This is a genomic window from Psychrobacter nivimaris (genome assembly GCF_904846365.1).
Classification (GTDB): domain Bacteria; phylum Pseudomonadota; class Gammaproteobacteria; order Pseudomonadales; family Moraxellaceae; genus Psychrobacter; species Psychrobacter nivimaris_B.
This window is the reverse complement of sequence record NZ_CAJHAL010000006.1, coordinates 109,812-132,474: the sequence shown is the minus strand read 5'-3', so window position 1 is coordinate 132,474 and position 22,663 is coordinate 109,812. Positions and strand designations below refer to the sequence as shown.

20 protein-coding genes, 2 tRNA genes and 1 pseudogene are annotated in these 22,663 nt (G+C 43.8%); 19 read left to right on the top strand and 4 right to left on the bottom strand.

Annotation, left to right across the window (positions count from 1 at the left end; all coding sequences use genetic code 11):
- Positions 1 to 89 (bottom strand): annotated as a pseudogene (locus JMX63_RS04610) (IS1595 family transposase); the annotation flags it as partial.
- Positions 90 to 153: 64 nt separating this feature from the next.
- On the opposite strand from JMX63_RS04610, the gene surE reads away from it, so the two are divergent.
- The 12 genes from surE to modB all read left to right on the top strand — a co-directional run bounded on the left by surE (position 154) and on the right by modB (position 10,743).
- Positions 154 to 972 carry a 5'/3'-nucleotidase SurE gene (gene surE / locus JMX63_RS04605; RefSeq protein ID WP_201571245.1) on the top strand — a complete coding sequence of 273 codons (819 nt, stop codon included), beginning with the start codon at positions 154 to 156 and terminating at the stop codon, positions 970 to 972.
- 135 nt (positions 973 to 1,107) lie between these two features.
- Positions 1,108 to 1,896: a LysM peptidoglycan-binding domain-containing M23 family metallopeptidase gene (locus JMX63_RS04600; RefSeq protein ID WP_102092022.1), complete on the top strand. Its 789-nt coding sequence runs from the start codon at positions 1,108 to 1,110 to the stop codon at positions 1,894 to 1,896.
- Positions 1,897 to 1,965: 69 nt separating this feature from the next.
- Positions 1,966 to 3,264, top strand: coding sequence for a lytic murein transglycosylase (locus JMX63_RS04595; protein ID WP_101206205.1), 1,299 nt, complete (start codon positions 1,966 to 1,968; stop codon positions 3,262 to 3,264).
- Between the two features lie 406 nt (positions 3,265 to 3,670).
- Entirely contained in the window at positions 3,671 to 4,966 is a 1,296-nt protein-coding gene (locus tag JMX63_RS04590; protein WP_201571242.1) for a molybdopterin molybdotransferase MoeA, read from the top strand.
- Positions 4,967 to 5,096: 130 nt separating this feature from the next.
- Positions 5,097 to 6,209, top strand: a complete 1,113-nt coding sequence (moaA, locus tag JMX63_RS04585) for a GTP 3',8-cyclase MoaA (protein ID WP_201571241.1) — start codon at positions 5,097 to 5,099, stop codon at positions 6,207 to 6,209.
- 129 nt (positions 6,210 to 6,338) lie between these two features.
- A complete protein-coding gene (gene moaB / locus JMX63_RS04580) occupies positions 6,339 to 6,869 on the top strand; it encodes a molybdenum cofactor biosynthesis protein B (RefSeq protein WP_179798683.1) in 531 nt (176 codons plus the stop codon).
- 57 nt (positions 6,870 to 6,926) lie between these two features.
- Positions 6,927 to 7,631 carry a molybdenum cofactor guanylyltransferase gene (mobA, locus tag JMX63_RS04575; RefSeq protein WP_201555891.1) on the top strand — a complete coding sequence of 235 codons (705 nt, stop codon included), beginning with the start codon at positions 6,927 to 6,929 and terminating at the stop codon, positions 7,629 to 7,631.
- 30 nt (positions 7,632 to 7,661) lie between these two features.
- Complete coding sequence (gene moaC / locus JMX63_RS04570; RefSeq protein WP_201555889.1) at positions 7,662 to 8,168, top strand: cyclic pyranopterin monophosphate synthase MoaC; 507 nt, start codon at positions 7,662 to 7,664, stop codon at positions 8,166 to 8,168.
- A 97-nt stretch (positions 8,169 to 8,265) separates the two neighbouring features.
- Positions 8,266 to 8,547 (top strand): MoaD/ThiS family protein, encoded by a 282-nt coding sequence (locus JMX63_RS04565; protein ID WP_201571240.1) that lies wholly within the window; start codon positions 8,266 to 8,268, stop codon positions 8,545 to 8,547.
- 94 nt (positions 8,548 to 8,641) lie between these two features.
- Entirely contained in the window at positions 8,642 to 9,133 is a 492-nt protein-coding gene (locus JMX63_RS04560; RefSeq protein ID WP_201571239.1) for a molybdenum cofactor biosynthesis protein MoaE, read from the top strand.
- Entirely contained in the window at positions 9,126 to 9,995 is an 870-nt protein-coding gene (gene modA / locus JMX63_RS04555) for a molybdate ABC transporter substrate-binding protein (RefSeq protein ID WP_201571238.1), read from the top strand. The genes JMX63_RS04560 and modA overlap by 8 nt, the downstream gene beginning before the upstream one ends.
- Before the next feature lie 46 nt (positions 9,996 to 10,041).
- Positions 10,042 to 10,743 carry a molybdate ABC transporter permease subunit gene (modB, locus tag JMX63_RS04550; protein ID WP_201571237.1) on the top strand — a complete coding sequence of 234 codons (702 nt, stop codon included), beginning with the start codon at positions 10,042 to 10,044 and terminating at the stop codon, positions 10,741 to 10,743.
- 157 nt (positions 10,744 to 10,900) lie between these two features.
- Here the strand turns inward: modB and JMX63_RS04545 are convergent.
- Positions 10,901 to 10,977: transfer RNA gene (locus JMX63_RS04545), tRNA-Asp, on the bottom strand.
- Positions 10,978 to 11,014: 37 nt separating this feature from the next.
- Positions 11,015 to 11,090, bottom strand: a tRNA-Val gene (locus JMX63_RS04540).
- A gap of 283 nt (positions 11,091 to 11,373) precedes the next feature.
- Here JMX63_RS04540 and JMX63_RS04535 point away from each other — a divergent pair.
- The 7 genes from JMX63_RS04535 (at position 11,374) to JMX63_RS04505 (ending at position 21,755) form a co-directional block, all read left to right on the top strand.
- A complete protein-coding gene (locus JMX63_RS04535; protein WP_201571233.1) occupies positions 11,374 to 13,011 on the top strand; it encodes a cardiolipin synthase in 1,638 nt (545 codons plus the stop codon).
- A gap of 119 nt (positions 13,012 to 13,130) precedes the next feature.
- On the top strand, positions 13,131 to 14,660 hold the full coding sequence (locus JMX63_RS04530; RefSeq protein ID WP_201571232.1) for a tetratricopeptide repeat protein: 1,530 nt from the start codon (positions 13,131 to 13,133) through the stop codon (positions 14,658 to 14,660).
- A gap of 146 nt (positions 14,661 to 14,806) precedes the next feature.
- Entirely contained in the window at positions 14,807 to 16,363 is a 1,557-nt protein-coding gene (locus tag JMX63_RS04525) for a 3-deoxy-D-manno-octulosonic acid transferase (RefSeq protein WP_201571230.1), read from the top strand.
- Positions 16,360 to 17,082 (top strand): 16S rRNA (uracil(1498)-N(3))-methyltransferase, encoded by a 723-nt coding sequence (locus tag JMX63_RS04520; protein WP_201571229.1) that lies wholly within the window; start codon positions 16,360 to 16,362, stop codon positions 17,080 to 17,082. The genes JMX63_RS04525 and JMX63_RS04520 overlap by 4 nt, the downstream gene beginning before the upstream one ends.
- Before the next feature lie 264 nt (positions 17,083 to 17,346).
- Positions 17,347 to 18,471, top strand: a complete 1,125-nt coding sequence (locus tag JMX63_RS04515) for an extracellular solute-binding protein (protein WP_165598551.1) — start codon at positions 17,347 to 17,349, stop codon at positions 18,469 to 18,471.
- 157 nt (positions 18,472 to 18,628) lie between these two features.
- Positions 18,629 to 20,305: an ABC transporter permease gene (locus JMX63_RS04510; protein WP_201555878.1), complete on the top strand. Its 1,677-nt coding sequence runs from the start codon at positions 18,629 to 18,631 to the stop codon at positions 20,303 to 20,305.
- A gap of 124 nt (positions 20,306 to 20,429) precedes the next feature.
- A complete protein-coding gene (locus tag JMX63_RS04505; protein ID WP_201571228.1) occupies positions 20,430 to 21,755 on the top strand; it encodes an ABC transporter ATP-binding protein in 1,326 nt (441 codons plus the stop codon).
- Positions 21,756 to 21,788: 33 nt separating this feature from the next.
- Here JMX63_RS04505 and JMX63_RS04500 read toward each other — a convergent pair whose 3' ends face one another.
- Entirely contained in the window at positions 21,789 to 22,655 is an 867-nt protein-coding gene (locus JMX63_RS04500) for a methyltransferase domain-containing protein (protein ID WP_201571227.1), read from the bottom strand.
- Positions 22,656 to 22,663 lie beyond the last annotated feature (8 nt).

Here is a 22,663-nt window from a genome sequence, read left to right as displayed (position 1 = left end):
GCGGCTGTTCTAGCAGTCACTTCAGCTGTGAAAAACTCTAACAGCCTTCGCTGTACTTTTTTACTTATTTTACAACGGGTTATCTTCATAAAAGTAGTCTAACATAGTGCTTATCTACTACAGCCCCAAATATTAACCACATACTGAGTAGAAATGAGATTTTTAATTAGTAATGATGACGGTGTATATGCGCCAGGATTATTGGCACTATCTCAAGCATTATCGACTATCGGTGAAGTTGTCGTCGTCGCCCCGAACGATGAACAAAGCGGTTATGCCAGTGCATTAAGTGTTTCAAGACCACTGCATACGCATCAGCTGCCTTCTGGATTTGTAGCGGTAAGTGGCTCACCAGCTGACTGTGTTTACTTGGCACTGCATGAATTGTATCGTGGTAGTGACTTTGACTGCGTGATTACAGGTATCAACTCAGGGGCTAACTTGGGACAAGATGTGATGTTCTCTGGTACGTTCGGTGCTGCATTGACCGCGCAACTATCTGGTATCCCTGCTATAGCAACGTCTTTGGTAGGCGGGGGTGTCAAAAACGGCGGGCAAGAATCAGCCAGTGATTATCAAGTGGCTGCACATGAAATCGTCAAGCTGCTTACTGAAACTTCGGTTTTAGAGATGCTCAAAAGTTTGCCCTATCATGTATTAAACGTTAATATTCCTGATGTGCAGCATGCCGATGATATCAAGGGTCGAAAAATAACCTCGCTAGGCCATAAGCAGGCTGCTCAGCCAGTACGCCATATGATAGACCCACGCGGTCGAGATGCGTATTGGTTGTCTCTACGAAAAGGTAAAAATGAGCGACCATCAGAGACGTCAATCGATGCGATACAAGCAAAGCAGGATGTGATGACAGATTATCAGGCTGTAGCGGCAGGGTATGTCAGTTTATCACCAGTACGCCTACATCATACGCCAACGGCAGCGCTGGAGAGATTATCAACACTCGCGCTATAAATTCTATAAGATATAGTCCATACCGGCTTATTAAACACTGACGTGTTATGAGAATATCAGAAGACTCTTATATGGCATTAAGAGCTTTTGAATGATTAAACAATGAATGAGCAACACAAAGAATAGGAACCTTGTATGAAAAAAATCATAGCTGGATCGCACCTTGTTAAAGCCGCGTTGATTGGTACTATGGCAGTCGCTACTCTATCTGTCGTCGGCTGTGCAACGAAGCCTACCTATCAATCAGCAAACCAAGCAGGTCCTAAGATTATTACTAACGCGCAAGGCGTCCCTAACTATCACCGTGTACAACGCGGCGATACGGTCAGCCAGATTGCAGCGCGCTATCGTCTGAACTACCGCCAAATCGGAGCGATGAACAATCTAGATAGTAAATACACCATCTATAGTGGCCAATGGCTCAAACTATGGCAAGGCAATGTGGCAACCACTGCAAGTAACAATAGCTACAGTGCTCCAGTTCAAACGCAACCAACTTATACGCCACCTGTGACCCAATCTCAAACACCAGCTTATGAGGCCACTGCCAACTCGACCTCTGGTTATGATTATCCTACGCGTAACCCAGTGACTCGTAATATTGACCCTGCTACGGGCAATATGGGAATGTGGTTTGCGGGCAAAGTTGGTGATCCAGTACTTGCCAGCCAATCAGGAACTGTGCTTTACTCAGGCAACGGTCTGCCAGAGTATGGCAATCTAATTATGATTCGTCATAGTGATAACTACATCACAGCCTACGCGCACAATAGCCAGTTGTTGGTGCAAGAGGGCGATACAGTACAGCGTGGCCAACGTATTGCTAGTATGGGTAGCAGTGGTCAGACCAATGAGGTAGGCTTAGAGTTTCAAGTTCGCTTAAATGGTAATCCTATTGACCCACGTAGCGTACTTGGGCGTTAGACTTAAATAATAGCTACGGATAGCTTGGCCACTGTGAGCCATTTTATTTATTCATGTTTGAGATTTTTTATGAGATTAAAAAAGCAATACCTCACCCTTATGCCAGCATTAGTGATGGTCGGGTGTACAAGCCAGCAGGCAATGCAAAGTAAGCCTGTTCGTCAAGGCGGCGTTGAGATTACTCAAACTCAAACCGTTCAGGTTAAACCAACACCTGCGCCAGTCGTAAAACCGCAGCCTGCGCCCAAGCCTAGCTACAGTAGCTTTTCTGATTGGAAGTCAGACTTTTCTATGCGTGCCATATCGTCAGGCTATGATGCCCAAGTGATTGGTCGATTGCTCGATTCTGCTTATCTAAATCAGCAAGTCATCTCATTAGATTCAGGTCAGCCCGAGTTTTCTAAGATGCCATGGGAATACGTAGATTCTGCGGTATCAAGTGGACGCGTCAGTGTAGGTAAACGCAAATTTGCTGAGCAGCGTGCTTATCTCTCCCAGCTAGAGTCTCAGTATGGGGTTAATGCAGAGATTATCGCTGCGATATGGGGCATGGAGTCATCGTATGGCGCTGTAACCGGCAATAGTGATTTGCCAAGTTCGCTTGCTAGTCTTGCTTATGATGGTCGTCGTCAAGAGTTCGCTGAAACGCAGTTGCTATCGTTAGCGACCTTGCTACAACGTGGTGACGTATCATGGTCACAGCTGGATGGTTCTTGGGCAGGCGGTATGGGACAAACCCAGTTTATCCCTGAGACTTGGCTCAAACAAGGGGTTGATGGTGATGGCAATGGGCATCGCAATCCATGGGCCACTGGTGATGCACTAGCCTCGACTGCCAACTATCTTAGCAATTCAGGTTGGGTTCGTGGCTTAGCACCGTTTTATGAGGCAACGGTGCCAGCATCGTTTGATTACTCAGTGGTTGGTAGTAAACAACCTGCCGCTAGATGGGCTGCGATGGGCGTCGATACGATAGCGGACGTTTACTTAGATGCCAATACTCAGATGGAGCTATGGTTGCCCGCTGGCAAAGACGGTCCCGTATTATTGCTGAGCCCAAACTTTGATGTGATTAAAGTCTATAACAACTCATCAAGCTATGCGTTGGGCGTTAGTCTACTAGGCAAAACGATTAATGGACAAAGCGGTTTGCAAAAATCTTGGCCTCGTTATGAACGTCCATTATCGACCACGCAAGTGACTAACCTACAACGTCGTTTGACTAGTATGGGTTACGATACCAAAGGCGCTGATGGTATCGTGGGCACGAATACTCGTATGGCATTCCAGCGTTGGCAAGCAGATAACGGCCAAACGCCAGACGGATTCATTACTCAAAACAGTGCGTCTTCATTGGCTGGATGGTGAGGTAAACTGACGGTGTTTATACATTGTATAAAAGTGGCTATTTTTAATCGTATTTAGCCATTATTAATTAGCCACTAGTCATCAAACGATAATTTACTTTGTTCTACAAAAAGCACCTTGCCAAGGTGCTTTTTTTGTCTCAATCTATGTCTGATTTTGCTGACACCTTTAACATAATGGACCATGCAATAAGTATCAAAAATTAAGACCAGTGTAATCTGGCTTTATTCAAAACTTATCAGGACAAGGTTAATACAAGAAAGTTGATACTTTGAATGATAGACTCTAGATAATGTGTTTTTTAACGATGACTTTGACTCAGAGTGTTTAGTAACAGTTTTCAACGACTATTTTAAATCACAATTTTGATTATAAATAATTAGAACGACAGAAAGAGCGTGACCTTATGATTACCATGGAAGAATTACAAGCTGCGATACAGCAACGGATAGATACTTATCATATTACTGATTTTCCACTACAAAAAAGAGCCGTTAACACTCTAGAGTTGCTGGGCAGCCTAAACCATATACTGGCTCAAGATATTGCTTCGCCCTTTGATGTGCCGAGACAGAATCTATCTGCAATGGATGGTTATGCGATTGCCAAAGGTAGTCAGTTATCAGAAAGCAGTACTATCGAAATCGTTGGTGAGTCGCAAGCTGGCAGTGCTTATACTGGTGAGACAGCGGCGGGGCAAGGGATACGTATTTTTACTGGTGCAGTCGTGCCAGATTGTTGTGATACGGTCATTATGCAAGAGAATACAAACTTTGCAGATATCAAAGCGACCGTTGATAAATCTCGACCTTATAACATCACGCTCACACAAACCGCCAAAGTTGACAACAACATCCGCTCACAAGGCGAAGAGATTGAGTCTGGCGAATCCGTTTTAAAGATCGGTAAACGCCTTAATCCTGCAGATATTAGCTTACTGGCTAACCTTGGTATTAGCCAAGTGAACGTGTTCCAACCGCTCGTTGTAGGCGTGTTGGCAACAGGTGATGAGCTCGTGGCTATTGGCAATGAGCTACAAAGTCTAGCCCAAATATATAATTCTAATACTCCAACGCTCAAAAGCTTGCTATCAGATTTGCCCATCATTATTCGTGATTATGGCATTATTCCTGACAACCTAGAGCAGACAACTATCGCAGTCAATGAGGCCATGCAGGACTGTGATGTACTGATATCGACAGCAGGTGTCTCTGTTGGTGACTATGATTTTTTGACCACTGTGATCGAAACGCTAGGTCAGATTAACCATTACAAAGTGGCGATGAAGCCTGGTAAGCCTTTTGTATTTGGCGAGTTAAATAAAAATCTCGATAAGCCAGTATTGTATTTTGGCCTACCGGGCAATCCACTCTCTACGGTTGTGGGGACGCTACAGTTTGTGATTCCTGCATTGTGGCAAATGTCAGGTGCTAGCGTATCAGAGCAGCCAATGCCGCTAACTATTAAAGCCAAACTCATCAGTGATATCAGAAAATCTCCCGGCCGCAAAGACTTTCAGCGTGGCGTACTGTCACGAGATGAGACAGGTAATTATCAAGTTGAGTGCTTTTCAAGACAGCAGTCACATAGAATCAAACAGCTGAGCCGCGCTAATTGCTTCATTGTGTTGGATAAAGATAGTGGGAACGTAGCAGCTGGTAATGACGTCGTTGTACAACCGTTTCCTTGGCTACATCGCTAATTCATCGTTTGCCAATTTATTGTAGGGTGGTCGCACAAAGTTAGAGAGCAATCCCATGACCTTACACTGGTATGCTAAACACGAATAACAAAGTAGTGCTTATAATAAGCAGTACTGATGGCAGTAACATATGATTGATGACAACATAGATGACAAACACAAAATAGACAGTCCGCAACTGTATTCACCGAGCTTGGCACCGGCATTATCTGATGGCTACATAGAGCCTTCCTTGGTCGTGCCCGTTGAACAGATGAGTGACTATCACCAGCCGCTAACCGATGGGTTTGCACGGCGTCTGACATATCTGCGTCTATCTATTACTGACTTTTGTAATTTTCGCTGTGAGTATTGCCTGCCAAATGGTTATCAAGGTAAGCGCCCTGATGATGAGCTGAGTATTTCTGAAATTGCCACCTTGGTGCGCGGCTTTGCTCAAGTAGGTACCAAAAAAGTTAGAATTACAGGTGGTGAGCCTTCTATTCGTCGTGATGTTGTCGAAATTATCGAAACGATTAAGCAGACTGACGGTATTGAGACGGTCGCGATGACCAGTAACGGTTATAAATTGGGTAAACATATAGCCAGCTGGCAAGCGGCTGGACTTGACCAACTCAATATCAGTATGGACAGCTTTGATGCCGCTACTTTTCATAAAATGACAGGCTTTGATACCTTGCCGCAGATATTGGCTGACATGGATATATTGTTAGAAACGACTGATATCAAACTGAAAATAAATAGTGTCTTGATGGCGGAGACTGCTTTTGAGAACTTAATCACGGCGATCGACTATGTCAGAGACAGACAAGTGACCTATCGCTTTATTGAATTTATGCAGACCAGTGATAATAGCGATTTGTTTTTTGCTCAGCATGCTCAGTCTGATATTATCACCGATTACTTGTTAGAAAATGGCTGGCAGCCGCACGAGCGCGGTAGTTCTGATGGCCCAGCAGTAGAGTACAGCCACCCTGAGTATATCGGTCGTATCGGTATGATTGCCCCATATGCGGCGCACTTCTGTGATACCTGTAACCGCTTGCGCGTAAGCAGCCAAGGCAAAGTGCATTTGTGTCTGTTTGATCAAGGCAACTACGATATCCGTCCATACTTACAGCAAGACGATATCCAAGGACTGGTGAACACTTTACATAGCTTTATGCCAATCAAGCCTGAGCATCATCATCTCCATAACTCTAACAGTGGCATCATGCACAATCTATCGATAATCGGCGGATAAAACATTTTGAGTCTGCAATCATGACGCTGATAGAGATTGTTTTCCAACGCAATCGTTTTTCAATATAGCTTTTTTCGATACAACAGATCTTTAATACAATTATAAAATGAAATCTATAAAGGATTATTTATGAGTAAGCCTGCTGCACAATTTACACCGCTTAATATTGCTGTATTGACCGTTTCTGATAGCCGTACGCTGGCAGAAGATACATCAGGTCAGTACTTAGTAGATAGCTTGACTGAAGCAGGGCATCATTTGGCAGATCGCCAACTAATCACCGACGATATTTACCAGATTCGCGCAGTCATCAGTGGTTGGATTGCTAGTCCAGACGTTCATGCGGTTATCACCACTGGCGGCACAGGGTTCTTCATCAGAGATAGCATGCCAGAAGCTGTGAGGGTGCTGTTTGATAAATCAATCGATGGTTTTGGTGAAATGTTCCGTTTAATCTCAAAAGATGAAATCGGTATGTCTACCGTACAATCGCGAGCAGTTGCTGGCATGGCCAATGGTACGGGTATATTCTGTCTACCAGGTTCTTCTGGTGCTTGCCGTACTGGTTGGGAAAATATCTTAAGAGATCAGTTTGATAGCCGTACTCGTCCGTGCAATTTTGTGCCGCATTTTTTGGCACAAAATCCTAGCCATGATTGAGTTGTAAATAATTGAGCCAAGATTGATATTAAATCAAAACTGATAGGTAATGGCACAATGACAGATCGCTCAAATAATCTGGATGGTTTGGCAGGTGGGGTTATCTTGGCAGGCGGAGCCTCTAGACGTATGGGAACGGCTAAGGCTATGCTGACACTACCGTCAGGTGAGCAGCTGTTAGATTATCATGTTCGCCATGCGAGTAAGTTACAAGTTCCTATATTGATTGCAGATAATGGTCGCGACTTTCAAACTGGTTTAGATGTCCATTTAGAAAGCCTCAATGTGCCTGTTATTCATATTACTGATTATGGTGCTGATCTTGACTCTAGTGAGCATGATGAGCAGATTAAAACTGGCGGCGCTTTGGTCGCTATTGAATCAGCCTTACAAACATTGAGCGATTTGAATGATTTAGGCGTATCAAAAAACGTACAAGCATTATGGTTACTGGTTATTAGCTGCGATAGCTTAATACCAGCAACTGACTTGTGGCAAAAATTACAATGTGAAATGAGCCTTGCTGCTGACAAAAAAGTAATTTGCTTAAAAGATGATAGTCACTTATATCCATTATTAGGGCTGTATCAGTTGAGCATTGAGCGTGATTTGAAAAACTATATAGATAGCGGACAGCGTAGAGTAATGCAGTTTATTCAGCCATTGGTGCAAGCTGTACCATTTAGCAAAGAGTGGCAAAATCTGACTAACTTCAATACGCTTGAAGATTTTAAGCAGGCATGTGCTGCTCTACCAAAATAATAAAAATATCACATAAGAAAGGTTATATAAATGAGTGACAGCGTTCAGATAAATCAGCAATCTACTTTATCTCACTTAGATAGTGATGGTGATATTACCATGGTCGATGTCAGTGGTAAGACAGCAACGACGCGAAAAGCCAATGCTACTGGTCAGGTACGCTTTCCCAGTGAGATTTATGCGCAGATTAAAGCGGCTGATGGCATGACCAAAAAAGGAAGCATCACGCAAACAGCTCACATCGCTGGTATCATGGCGGCCAAACGCACTCATGATCTTATACCGCTTTGTCATCCACTACCGCTAGACAAGATAGGCTTAAGCTTTGAGTATAACGACGCGCTTAGCAGCATCACGGTCAGTGCGATGGTCAAGGTCACGCACAAAACAGGGGTTGAGATGGAAGCGCTAACAGCGGTCAGCGTTGCCTGTTTAACTATCTACGATATGACCAAAGCACTATCGCATGACATCGTTATAGATGGCATTCATCTGGTTAAAAAGACAGGTGGCAAGTCTGATTACAGTCATGCTTAAAGTGACAACATTGCAGAGTGCGTCGTCAATCAATTAATCAATTAATAAAAATGTGCTAAGTGCCAAGCAAGGAAGCTTGCATAAGAGGGAGAGGTTTATGAGTGCTATCGATATGACAACTAATATCGAATCAACGATGAATATTAATGTCATGTATTTCGCCAGTTTGGCTGACGAGGCCAACTGTCAGCAAGAGACAGTAAGCGTACAGCAAGATACGTCATTGACTGAACTATACGAACAGCTTAGTCAAAAGCATCGTTTTAGCCGTTCGCAGTCGGAGCTACGTGTTGCAGTAAATGACTACTTTGCTAAATGGACTGATCAGATAAATGATGGTGATAGCGTGGTTTTCATCACGCCAGTGGCTGGTGGTTAGGTAAGCGTTTATTAGTGTCCATTTTATCAGTGGCTGTTCAGTGTCAGTAGCTATTCAGTGGCTACAAAGAAAAAATAATAAATAGAGAAGAAAAATGACCGACAACGTCCACGATCATTCAATGAGCATCAAACGTAGTGCTGACGAGGCTTACCTTATCGCTGAGCGTGATGGTTTTGCGCTACTAGATATTGCGATTGATGAAGATAGACTAAAAAGTACGCTAGATAATGACAGCTGCGGCGCGTTTGTTTGCTTTGAAGGGCGCGTGCGCAACCATAATAACGCTACGAGCGTTGATCGTCTTACCTATTATGGTTATGAGGATTTGGCAATCAATCAAGGTCGCGCCATTATAGAAGAAGCCAAAAAGCGTTTTGAAATTACGCATGCTATTGCGATACATCGTATCGGTGCGCTAGAAATTGGCGATGTGGCTGTGTGGGTTGGGGTAGTGTCAGCGCACCGTTATCCAGCATTTGATGCGTGTCGCTGGATATTAGATACCATCAAAGCAGACATTCCTGTGTGGAAGCAAGAATACTACGAAGACGACTCGTCTAAATGGCTTAGTAATAATGGTTAAGTCATTAGTTGCTGTCTGTGTATCTGCTTGTCTGCTATTGTCACTAAATGCTTGTACGCAAGACAAAGACGCCAATATGGCGCTTACTGATACTACTGAGCAATCTCACACATTGCGTATTGCCGCGGCTGCTAACTTATCTGATGTACTACCTCATATTATTGATAGCTATCAGGCTGATAACAGCTCATCTGCCCAAAATGTTTCAAGTATCTCAGATATTGAAGTTACTTATGCCTCTTCTGGTAAGTTATATGCGCAAATCAAAGCAGGGGCACCATATGATATATTCTTGTCTGCCAATCAAGCGTTCCCTGCTAAATTGGCTGATGAAAATTCAGCTGATGTTACTAGTAAAGAGCGTAAACTAACTAAGCCTTTTACGTATACCAGAGGTCAATTAGCACTCTATAGTGTCAGCAAACCTTTAAACGATTTTACGCCAAGGTCGTTGGGTAATGTGTTTACCAGTGCTGACTTTACTCAGGACAGCAAGGTAGCTATTGCGAACCCTGACCTTGCTCCTTATGGTGCCTCTGCAAAAGCCTATCTGCAATCACAAGACATGTATAGTAAGTTAAATGCTCAAAAAAGCTTAATACAGTCAGAGAATATCGGTCAGGCATTTCAATATGCGCATACGGGTAGTGTGGACTATGGGTTTGTGGCACAGTCTCAGCTTGTTGCGATTAAAGCCAAGCCTGAGCAGTTTATCACTTTGCTGCCAGCGTCTTATCCAGCTATCTTACAAGATGGGATAATCGTTAATAACACTGACCAAGCAGCAGACTTCACCGACTACCTGCGCTCAAAAGCAGGGCAGCAGCACTTCTTACAAGCAGGCTATCTGGCCGTCCAGTAATACGTTAGACTAACCCCTCTCATCATAGAACGAGCAGTGACATTATATGATCGACCAGTCTCTTATGTCAGATATGCTCAGTCCATTTTGGGTGAGCATAAAGCTCGCTTGCGTGACTACCTTATGTCTATTGCTATTTGCAACGCCTATCGCTTACTGGTTGGCTAAGCCGAGCCGTATAAAAGCAATAGGACGTCTTAAGGTACTGCTCATGGGCATCATTGCGATGCCTCTGGTGCTACCACCTACCGTGATTGGTTTTTATCTATTGTTACTGCTCAGTCCTAGTGTGGGTATCGGTAAATGGTTGAGCGAGTATAATATTAGCCCGTTGATTTTTACCTTTGAAGGTCTGGTCATTGGTTCTATTATTTACTCATTGCCTTTTTATATACAGCCTGTCTATGCACAGTTTTTGCGTATTCCGCAAAGTGTCACGGAAGTCGCTCATCTTTTAGAGCCCAGTCGTATGCGACGGTTTATGAAAGTAGCCTTACCGCAAGCGCGGGTGGGTATTATTTTGGGTAGTTTGGTAAGCTTTGCTCATACCATTGGAGAGTTTGGGGTTGTACTGATGATAGGCGGCAGCATCTCAGGTGAGACCAAGGTAGTATCGATTGCGATATATGAGCAAGTAGAGGCCCTTAACTATGAGGCGGCGCATATGATGTCTGGTATTTTGATTATCATGGGGGTAGTGATGGTAGCGTTAATCGCTAGTGTGAGCCGAATAAGTCAACGTCCATAGCACTGGAACATTTGTACGCGAGTTAAGACGTGTTAGCTGGCGCAGTAGCTATATAAACAATGTCTAAGCAAAATATACAGACACAAAAAAACCCCAAACAATTTAATGCTTGAGGCGAAACTTGCTTAAACTCGAAAGTTTAAATTCGTTTTAAATATGGCGCAGCGGACGGGACTCGAACCCGCGACCCCCGGCGTGACAGGCCGGTATTCTAACCAACTGAACTACCGCTGCTTAGGTCTCTTAGCTTGTTTAGCCACTTGCTAAGAAGTGGTGGGTGATGACGGATTCGAACCGCCGACATTCTGCGTGTAAGGCAGACGCTCTACCAACTGAGCTAATCACCCTTCGAACAATTGCTATGCAATTTATTCAACATCAACTGAGCTCTTAAGTTTGTCACTAAGCTCCGTTGCTGTGGGTGTGTATTATATAGATTTACTGTTGGGTGTCAAATATTATTTTAATGTTTTTAGAAAATAATTATAAATCGCACTTGTAATCTATCAAAAATAGCACTCAAAGCCATGTGTTATATAGCATTTCTAAAAACACACTTATTATCATTATTTGTTGTTTGGCGGTGAAAAGCTACTATACTATGGATGCTTTATTTGTTGAACACGGTTGATGGAGGCCAATATAAACACTTTTACTATTAAAGATACTTTTACTAGCTGGACCTGGGGAGACTTAGCGGGTCTAGGTCTGGTGCTGCATATTGTACTTATGATAGTAATGACGCTGCGAGTGGTTTCTGTGCAGCGCAATATTGGTGTGTCTATTGCTTGGGTTGCGGTGCTTTACACGTTGCCAGTATTTGGTTTTGTGGCGTACATCCTGCTCGGTGAGCCGATGATTGGACGGCGCTATCGTGAACGCGTAGATCAAGCCAGCATCTTGATGAACGATATGGCAAGGCGTGAGCATCTGATTTTTGATAAAGGGCAAGACTTATTACCAACCAACTACCGCGGTGTTAGCCAAATAGGAACGCGCTGGACTGGGTTTGGTGTATTTCCCAATCATCAAATGCAGCTGTTGACGGATCCTGCTTCGATTTTTCAGCGTTTGATTGAAGATATCCATGCCGCCCAGCGTATTGTCCTCATGGAATTTTATATTGTCTATCCAAAAGGACAGGTGTTAGAAGTCATAGAAGCGCTATCCGTAGCGGCTCAGCGCGGCGTAGAGTGTCATATATTGGCTGATAGTGTGGGCAGCTTTAGCTTTGTTAATAGCAGTGTGCACCGTAAATTAGAAAAAGCAGGGGTTTATGTCCATCAGTCATTGCCAGTAGGGTTGTTTAAGACACTATTTAAACGTTCTGATTTGCGCAATCATCGTAAAATGGTGGTTATCGATGAACATATTGGCTATATCGGCAGCTTCAATCTGGTTGATCCAAGGTTTTTTAAGCAAAATAAAAATGTCGGTCAATGGATTGATGTGGCGCTACGAACGACTAGCCAGCACTCAATTAGTATCAATACAGCGATGGCCAAGGTAATTGTTACCGATATTGGTGCTGAAAGTAATGACAATCTTGCTGAGCTGCATCAGCGGGTTAATAACTATACCCGTAAGTTATATGTGATGCATCCGACCATCAATGATCTAAATAGCCGCGTGAAGGTATTGGCGGATACGATTGATGATCATGAGCAGCCAGATATAGGCGCCACCTCGATTGTCGTACCAAAGATGCCTGTCGTGGACAAAGTCTTGGCGCAGCTAATACCTTCAGCACCGCAGCTAACGGCTCATGTGATTTACAATACGTTAGTTTCTGTGATTCATCGTGCCAATAAGCGCATTCGCATTACCACACCTTATTTTGTCCCTGATGAGTCCCTATCGGGTGCGCTGACGATAGCGGCTAAGCGCGGCGTTGATGTGACGATTATTGTTCCTGAAAAGGTGGATTCATTTTTGGTACAGCATGCTTCTCAGGCTTATTATCAAGAATTGTTGGATGCAGGGGTAACGATCGCATTGTTTAGAGGTGGTTTGCTACACGCAAAAACAGTGGTTATCGATGATGACTACTGTTTATTTGGCACCGTCAATATTGATATGCGCAGCTTTTATTTAAATATGGAAGTCAGTTTGGCGATTTATACGCCAGAAATGGTCGCCCAAGTAGCGGACTGTCAGGAAGTCTATTTAGAAAACTGTCGAATCTTGGATAGTGATGAGTGGCAACAGCGTCACGGATCAAAACGCTTGTTTGATAATGTCGTGCGCTTGTTCAGTCCTTTATTGTAGCACTCGGATTTTTAGGGTAAGGTAATCTACCAGTACCGTTCTATTATTTTAGTAGTATTAGCACTTTTATAGCCTATGCTTTTTTGGTTTATCTATCTGTAAAGAGGACTCGCCTGTCTATGTCTGCATCACCTTTAACGCCACTTGACTATATTGCAGAAGGCTACTGGCAAGATTTCTTAGCTGGGCGTCCTATTGCAGGTGGTATCGCCTACGAAACTGAGCTGCGTGCTTGTTCGTTAGATGAGTCGCTTGAGAGTTTACAGCGTATCGATACGCTATTGTCCCAAGTTCGCCGAGATATGATCAAGAGCGGTATATGGGAAGAGACGACGCTGCTGATCGATGAGCGCTATCGTAACTTTATGGTGTTTTTGGCGTTTTATGCCGGTCGTGTATTGGCGCAGCAGTGGCAAAGCAAGCCACATTGGTATGGTCAGTTTGAGCTGCGTAAACGTTACCCTGAGCTAACGTTGATCACCGATGATTTTTATCAACATATGGCAGTTGGTTATGATAATGGCGGGGTTAAAGAGCGCTTATTTTTTGCCTTAGAGCCAATAGGGCTGCGTCTGTTTGGTCATATTGATCGGCAGTTTGATGCAGTACAAGGCGGGCAAGTAGAGAGCGGGTTATATCAAGCGGTTAGCCTTAGACTACCGAATACTCTAAATAACGACGTTCATTCAGTGTCCGAATTAACAGCTGATAAAGTAGCAACAAACAAAGCAACAATACATAAAGCAACCACTCATCAAATCACTGAAAGTGGTAATCCGAGCGCCGATTCAAATGCGTATGTCGGTACTAGCCAATTAAATGTTTCTCTTAACAAGCCAGAGGAAGTATCGATAGGAACTGAGCATAACCTAGCTAATGCAGTTGTAACTGATGGTGAGAGTCTCGCAGCTCTATCTGCTATGCCTGATACTGTACCTGAGTTGCAAGCAAGCGTAGTACCTCCTGAGTCTGAGAGTCCAATAAAGCCTGAGCTGACTAAAGTAATGAAGCCAACAGCCAAGCCTACGTCATCTGTAAAGAATACATCAACGCCAGAGATGTTTACGCAACTGCTTATAGAATTAGATGAGATAACGGTGCCACAACCAACTGGTGATGTCCAGTATCTGCAAGCACGCAAAGTACTGGATCAGTTCGAGCAGCATATTGCCAAGCAGAACAAGCCTCGTCGCCAAGTTATATTTTCAAATGATCACAACACGGCAAAAAACAAAGCGCTTTTAATACTACAATCGGCTGCTGAAGATGGTAATACAGCTGCTATGTTACGTTTGGCCATGTATGAATTGTTAGGTGAAGGTTTGACAGCGGACAGTGACAATCAAAAAAAATCTGGCGTAGATTGGGTTAATCAAGCCGCCAGCAAAAACGACAGCCGTGCTCAGCGTCTACTCAGTAAAATGTATTATCAAGGAGTAGGGGTGTCTCAAGATATAGATAGCGGTAAATACTGGTTAGAGCAAGCAGCGGATAATGGTCATGCAGAAGCGGCCAATCTGGTCAAGCAATGGCAGCAAGCAGATATGCTGCTGACCACACAGAAGCAAGAGCAGCATAGCACCAAGCGTTATCAGCTGTTAATTGGCGCAATCCTCGCAGTCGCTTTATTGATAATAGTCATTATCTAACAATCATTATCTAACAACCGTTATCTAATAACTATTTACTCAGTAACTTTTTAAAAGCTTATTGTTACAGCTTAAATTCAGGTAGAATTGGCGCGCTCTACCTTTACCCTTTTATTGTTTGATTCATAACTAATTTGGGCTGTTCCATGCCATCATCTAATACCCCGTCTGACCACTCTGCAAATCCAATTGACCCTGTATCATCGCCTAATCGTGCGGTACACGAGACACCTTTATATTATCAGTCTCTTATTGGGCTGCTAAAGCCATTATATCGTCTGCAAGTATGGCGTCGATCTCATAAGAACGACAACTATCAGCAGGAAATCGATCAGCGTTTTGGTAAGCAGTATCCACCGCGTCCAGTGGTCAATGCTGATATAGATAATGGAGTAATTTGGTGCCACGCAGTCTCATTAGGCGAAACCAATACGGTCGCGCCTTTATTAGATATGTTATTGGCTCATGGCTATCAGATATGGTTGACCAATACGACTCAGACAGGTTTTGCTCGTGGCGCCAGTCGTTTTGCAGAACAGATAGCTCAAGGTCAGATGAGTCATAGCTATGTGCCAGTCGACAGCCCTGCTGTTATCGAGACTTTCTTGACGCATGTACAGCCTATCGCTGCGTTGTTTGTAGAAACAGAGTTGTGGGCAAATATCTTAACCAAATTATCCCAGCACCGTATTCCAAGTATTCTAGTCAATGGTCGATTATCTGCTTCTTCTTTTCAGAGTTATCAAAAAATTGGTGCAGTCAGCGCCAGTATGATGAAAAACCTCTCCTTAATTATTGCGCAAGACAGCGACTCTGCTAAACGCTTTCGGCAGTTAGGGGCTAGTAGCGCCCAAATTCGTGTGGCAGGCTCATTAAAGTGGGTAATCAATGCATCCAAAACTGATGACAAAGCGGTAGAAGATAACAGTATTTATAGTAAGAAAGGTGATCTGCGAGCTGAGTTTGGTATAGCAGATCGTCCTGTGTGGGTAGCTGCGAGTACTCATGATGGCGAAGAGGCAGCAGCGTTGTCATTGCAGCAGCAACTATTGTCTCAAGCAACATTAGCAGATACGTTGCTTGTTATCGTTCCTAGGCATCCTGAGCGTTTCGACGCAGTAGCAGAACTCATTCAAAAAACTGGGTTAAATATGGCGCGCCGCAGCGATGGAGAAGCGATTGATGCAGATACGCAAGTCTATCTAGCAGATAGCATGGGTGAGATGATGACTTGGTATACATTGGCAAATGTAGCATTTGTGGGCGGCTCGCTGGTAGATATTGGCGGGCATAATCCAGTGGAGCCTGCTAGTGTGGCAACGCCTGTATTGATGGGACGTTACACTCAGTCTTGCCAAAACGTGATAGATAAACTGGCTGAAGTAGGCGCTTTATATCAGCCAAATAATGACTTCTATCGTCCAATTGAGTCAGAGAGCTCAAGTAGTTCGGATGAGCAGATTGCCAGTGATGACCAGTTAAAGGCGAATAAAAAGTCCTCTCGCAAGAAAACAGCTTATAATCGTGAAGACGCTGTGAGTATTTATACGCAGCTAGAGACTTGGTTGTGCAATTTGCCATTGGCCGCGCAGGCAGGGCAAGCTGGCGAGCAAATGACGATACAGCAGCAAGCGGTATTGACCCGCCAATTTACGATGATTGAAGACGCTATCGAGATGTCTTCCAACCAAGATAGCTTATGAACTGTATATTATTGCCCGCTGAAAACTTCTCATCAGATACAGCAAAAATCGATTCCTTGTCTCAAGTCAGCCATGTGACTAAAGTGCTGGGCGCGAAAGTCGGTGATACGCTTAAAATTGGCCAAATCGGCGGCAATCTTGGTACTGCTGTTATCGAAGATATTACCGCTGACAGCATTCAGTTAAGTAACGTTCAGCTCAATACTGTGCCGCCAGCCAAATTAGATTTGACTGTCATTTTGGCGTTACCGCGTCCTAAAGTGCTACGGCGTTTAATCATGGATATGACGGCGCTTGGTGTACGCGATATCATTCTTATCAATAGCTATCGTACTCAAAAAAGCTATTGGCAAAGCCCAATGCTTGAGCGGGTTGACGAGTTTGTATTAGAAGGTCTACAGCAGAGCATCGATACGATCGTTCCTAGTATTACGCTACAAAAACGTTTTAAGCCATTTGTCGAAGACTCACTTGGAAGCCTAATAAGCAGTCAAGCGATTGTCGCGCATCCTTATAGTCAGCAGTCCTTTTCTGAATTTTTACAACAGCAACCATCACGAGAGCTACCAAATCTAGTCTGTATAGGCGCTGAAGGTGGTTGGATTGACTATGAGATAGAGCTGTTGTTAGCTCAAGACTGCACGCCTGTACATATAGGCTCTCGTATCTTACGTACAGAAGCTGCAGTCAATGCAATATTGGGACAATGGCTGCTTTAGATGGATACTAAAACGCGTCGCTAGACCAAACTATGGAAAGAGCGGTTAAAAAATAGTTCTTAAAAATCAATGCTAAAGACTCATCACAGGTATATTTACCAGTTAAACAAATGTATTGATAATTAATCTCACTTCCATTAGTATGTTGCTTTGATATATTATGGCCTGATTACTGCTAGCGCTTAGCAAATCATCGTTATAATCACTGTTGTTTTGTCTCACCATCCGTCTTACTTTTTTTACAGCATTACTATGGGGAAAACCATGTCATTGAACGCTATCAGCGCTAATCTAACCTCTACGAAGCTTATTCTACCTGCAGCCGTATTTGGCATGATGTTGGGTTTGGCAGGTTGTAGTAATTCTTCAACCACAGAAGAGAGCGTAGAAGTAGAGTCAACAGAAACAGGTGCTGAGCAGCAAGCAGCAACTGACGAAGCTACGACTGCTGATGGTCAGACAATTACTATCTACTCATCACGTAATGAGCAGCTGATTAAACCATTGTTAGATCGCTATACTGAGCAAACAGGTGTAAAAGTTGAACTGGTTACAGACCAAACTGGGCCTTTGATGGCGCGTCTAAAAGCTGAAGGTCAGAATACCCCAGCTGATATGCTATTGACCGTTGATGCTGGTAACTTATGGCAGGCTGCAGAGCAAGGCCTATTACAACCAGTATCATCTACTGTATTAGAAGCTAACGTCCCTGCAAAATACCGTGATCCAAAAGGTCAGTGGACAGGTCTGTCACTACGTGCACGTACTATCTTTTATGACCCAAGCAAAGTCACTGCTGACCAGCTATCTACTTATGCCGATTTGGCCGATCCAAAATGGAAAGGCAAATTATGCCTACGCACGTCTAAAAAGGTTTATAACCAATCACTTGTTGCTAGTATGATGGAGCACTTGGGTGAAGAGAAAACGGAAGAAATCGTTCGTGGTTGGGTAGATAATTTAGCCACTGATGTGTTCAGTGATGATACCAGTATGCTTGAAGCCATTGCTGCTGGTCAGTGCGAAGTAGGTGTGGCGAATAGTTATTATTATGGTCGCATACTAGATGAAAAACCAGATTTTCCTGTTAATATATTCTGGGCAAACCAAGGCACAACTGGTACGCACGTAAATATCTCGGGTGCTGGTGTAGTGGCAAGCTCAGACAATCCAGATGGTACGCTTAAATTGATAGAGTGGTTGTCATCTGATGAGGCACAAGGTCTTTATGCCAGCTCAGATAAAGAATTCCCAGTTAAAGAAGGTATTGATGAGTCAGATATGCTTAGATCATGGGGTCCGTTCAATAAAGATGATATCAGTGTGCAGAAGTTTGGTGAGTTACAAACCCAAGCGATTCAATTAATGGACAAAGCAGGTTATAAATAAGGGACTGCCAATCATAGTTTTGCTAATCTCAGAATCATAACCTTTAAGCAGTAGCTCTTAAAGGTTAGTTATTGAAGATAATCTGTCCAGATAATGACGATTTTGAGTTCGGTATAAGCTTACAAGGTCTCTATACGTATGACACGGTAATGATAATATGATCACAACGCCAGACGCGTCTGTTAGTCAAAACGATACTGTCGATGATGGTATTAATGATAAGCAGACTGTCAGCCAAGACCACGCCCTTCGTAAACGTATTATCTCGAAATCAGTCTTAGGGCTGATTTCGTTGTTTATGCTAGTACCGATTTTAATCGTGCTGCTGTCGTGGACTCAGCCAGTAGCAGAGATTTGGACACATATGGCAGATTATGTACTGCCGCAAGTGCTCAAAAATACGGCGATTTTATTGCTTATGGTGACTGTCGTTTCAGGCACTATTGGTACTGCTCTGGCTTGGGTTACTAGTATGTATCGCTTCCCTGGTCAGCGTTTCTTTTCGTGGGCGTTGATGTTGCCACTTGCTATTCCTGCTTATGTATTGGCATTTGTCACTATCGGCATTGTTGATTTTAGTGGGCCGCTACAGACAGCTTTACGCGACTCTGGTATAAGTACTGCCATACCTTCGATAAGGAATGTCTGGGGCGCAGGCTTGATATTATCGCTAGCGTTTTACCCTTATGTATATTTGCTAGCGCGTCAGGCATTTTTGTCACAAGGCAGACGAGCGATAGAAGCGGGACAGATGCTAGGTTTGAGTCGTAGCCGTGTATTTTTTCGTCTGGCATTACCGCAAGCACTACCGTGGATCATTGGCGGCTTGTTGTTAGCCAGTATGGAGACCTTAGCGGATTTCGGGGCAGTATCGGTATTTAATGTCGATACTTTTACTACCGCCATTTATAAAGCATGGTTTGGTTTTTTCAGTTTGACCACAGCGGCTCAGCTAGCAGCCTTGCTCATTGGCGTGATCTTCATTGTGGTATTGTTTGAGCAGTATTGGCAAGCGAAGCGTGGTAGCTCACTGACCCAAGGTAGCAGCCAGCGCTTTAACGCTAGCAAACCTGCTAAGCTCGCCATGACGCTGCTGTGTACGCTGATCTTTTTAGTTGCCTTCTTAATTCCTTTCTTACAGCTCATCTATTGGACAGCATTGAATTTTCGCCAGGATTTTGATGCGCGTTACATTGATTTTGTCACCAATAGCCTCATGATTGCTAGTATGACCACGCTGTTTATTGCCTTTTTGGCCATTATTATTGCGTGGATCAAAAGGCAGTATCCTGATAAATCGACTAAGCTAATGACCACTTTAGCCAATTTGGGCTATGTCGTACCGGGGACTGTGTTGGCGGTAGGGATATTTATACCTATTGCGTGGCTTGATAACCAAATGATTGCCTTTGGTATCACCTCACAGCAAGTGCTTTCTGGCAGTGTCATTGTTATGCTACTGGCGCTATCGACGCGTTTTATGACAGTGAGTTTTCAGCCTGTTGACAGACAACTGCAACGATTGACTGTCAATCAAGAAGCTGCTGCAAAATTACTGAGCGACAGTCCTTATCAGCGCTGGCGTCATGTGATGCTGCCTGTACTTAGCCCTGGTGTATTGACCGCATTATTGATGGGCTTTGTCGAAGTGATGAAAGAGATGCCCATTACGCTAATGACACGGCGTCAAGGCTGGGATACGCTGGCAGTACGAGTGTTTGAAATGACGAGCGAAGGTATGTGGGGACGAGCCGCATTACCGAGCTTACTAATTGTGCTGGTTGGATTGCTTCCTGTTTGGATATTACTGCGTCAAAGCGACAAACACAGCTAGTAACAACAAAGCTAATAGCAATAATTTGATATAAGTTTAACAGCACACTCGTAGTGTCAGCTATATTATAATTTGCTCTGTTTTATCGATGGTTTTACTTACTAATAGCGAACTGGTACCGTCTATGTACACTGATTCAATGAAAGACTCTACAAATTCTAAGTCAGAAAAGGCTCGGGCTAGCCATATGCCTGTAGCAAAATCACCACTGTCACAAAATAGAATCAATCCAGTTCAGTCGAATAAAACTGTAGAACAAAGCAATACCTCACAACAAAATACTGAGAAACATATCGCGACAGATCCTTATTTTAGTGTGCAAAATCTCATCGTAGGCTATGACGATACTATTGTCGTTAATGGTCTATCGTTGATGTTGGAGCAAGGCGAGATTGGTTGCTTCTTAGGTTATAGCGGCTGCGGGAAGACCACAGCGCTTCGAGCAATCGCGGGACTGGAGCAAAGTCGCGGCGGCACTATCTACCTGAACAATCAACGCTTAACAGAGAAAACTGCTCGCCAATCATTTGCAGTTGCGCCAGCCAAGCGTGGCATGGGAATGGTGTTTCAAGACTATGCTCTGTTTGGTCATCTAAGCGTGGCAAAGAACATCGCCTTTGGTCTTAATAAATGGTCAGCTGCTGACAAAAAAGCACGTGTGGCTGAGATGCTAAGCTTAGTCGAATTGACTGAGCATGCGGATAAACGTCCTAATGAGCTTTCTGGTGGTCAGCAGCAACGTGTAGCGCTTGCAAGAGCACTAGCACCCAAACCAAAACTACTATTACTTGACGAGCCGTTCTCTAATCTAGATGTGGTCCTGCGTGAGTCATTGGCAATGAATGTCCGTGATATCCTCAAACGTACCAATACCACCGCGATTTTGGTCACTCATGATCAAAATGAAGCGTTTGCGCTAGCGGATAAAGTAGGGGTAATGGATAAAGGACGATTGGTACAGTGGGCAAGGCCAAGCGAGCTGTATCATGAGCCTGTCAGTCCTTTTGTCGCTGAATTCGTAGGCGAAGGCGCTATGATAGACGGTATCATCAAAGAAGGTCATGTTGAGACGGCGCTAGGTAATATTTATCGCCGCATGGAAGTCTATGATGAATCAGGACAACCACAGTACTGCGAATATGATTATCCAAATGGTACGCCAATCAAAGTACTCGTGCGCCCTGATGACATCATTCATGATGATGACAGTACGCAGACAGCCTTAGTCATTGGGCGTGTGTTTCGCGGTGCCAACTACTTGTATCGACTGCAGTTAGATGACGGACAGACTGTCTTATCCTTGGTTGCGAGCCATCATAATCATGCAATCGGTTCTCATATTGGCATTTTGCCTTTACTAGAGCATGTCGTAGTCTTCGATGAAAAAGACATCAATGCCACTACTTGGTCAGAGTATGATAGATCATCGAGAATGGATGAAGAAGTTTAGCCGTCTTTACAATTATTGAGCTGTCGTCTCAATTTACCGTTTAGCCAAAATGTGTAAGTAACGACCAAGCCATTTATACGGCTCTAATTGTGAGTAGCGTAACTCCATTCTGATCACTGCATCTGGGTCGTTATGCCCGCCACGCTTGAGTGGTGCATAATCATGAAATACCCGCAAGCCACTGCTGCGCACCGTCTGATAGTCATGCGCCGTTAACCAAGACTGAACCTCTTCTTTAGCGACGGGATGATTGGGTGTCAGACTTTTCTTGTTGTCTGCCTTATAGTCTGTATTATCGAGTAGATTAAAATTCCCCATGATAAGGTTACGATAATCAAAGCTTGCAGGATTATAAAAGCACAAAGATAGCGCGCCATCATCTGTTAGATATTGATCAAAGAAGTCCATGACCGCTGCTGGTTCTGCCAACCATTCGAGTAGCGCGTGCGATATGATCAAATCAAACTTATCGTTTTCCTCTTTACCTAGCGTTTCTTCAAGCGCTTGATAAGGGCAAACATACCAAGTGATGTCTAGCTTTTTATCAACTTTTTCTGCGCTCGCTTTTGCCTTCTCAAGCATATTCGCTGATATGTCATTGATGACTACGCTATGACCTTGAGCAGCAAGTTCTATCGCAATTTGCGCAAGCCCTGCACCCACATCCAAGATACGTAAAGGTCGCCCAAGCGCCTCACTCATCTGTGAACTATATTCAAAAATATCACGTCGTAGTACAGCCAATCGAATCTCGCCTTTTAAACCACCATACACTTTCTTTTCGAAATGATCGGCAATGGCATCGAAACTACGATCTGCTCGTTTGTCTTCTGCTCGTTTGTTTTCTGCTGGTATAGAAAGGTTTGAGTCAGGCTGGCTATCTTGATGTTTAATTGTCATAGGTATTT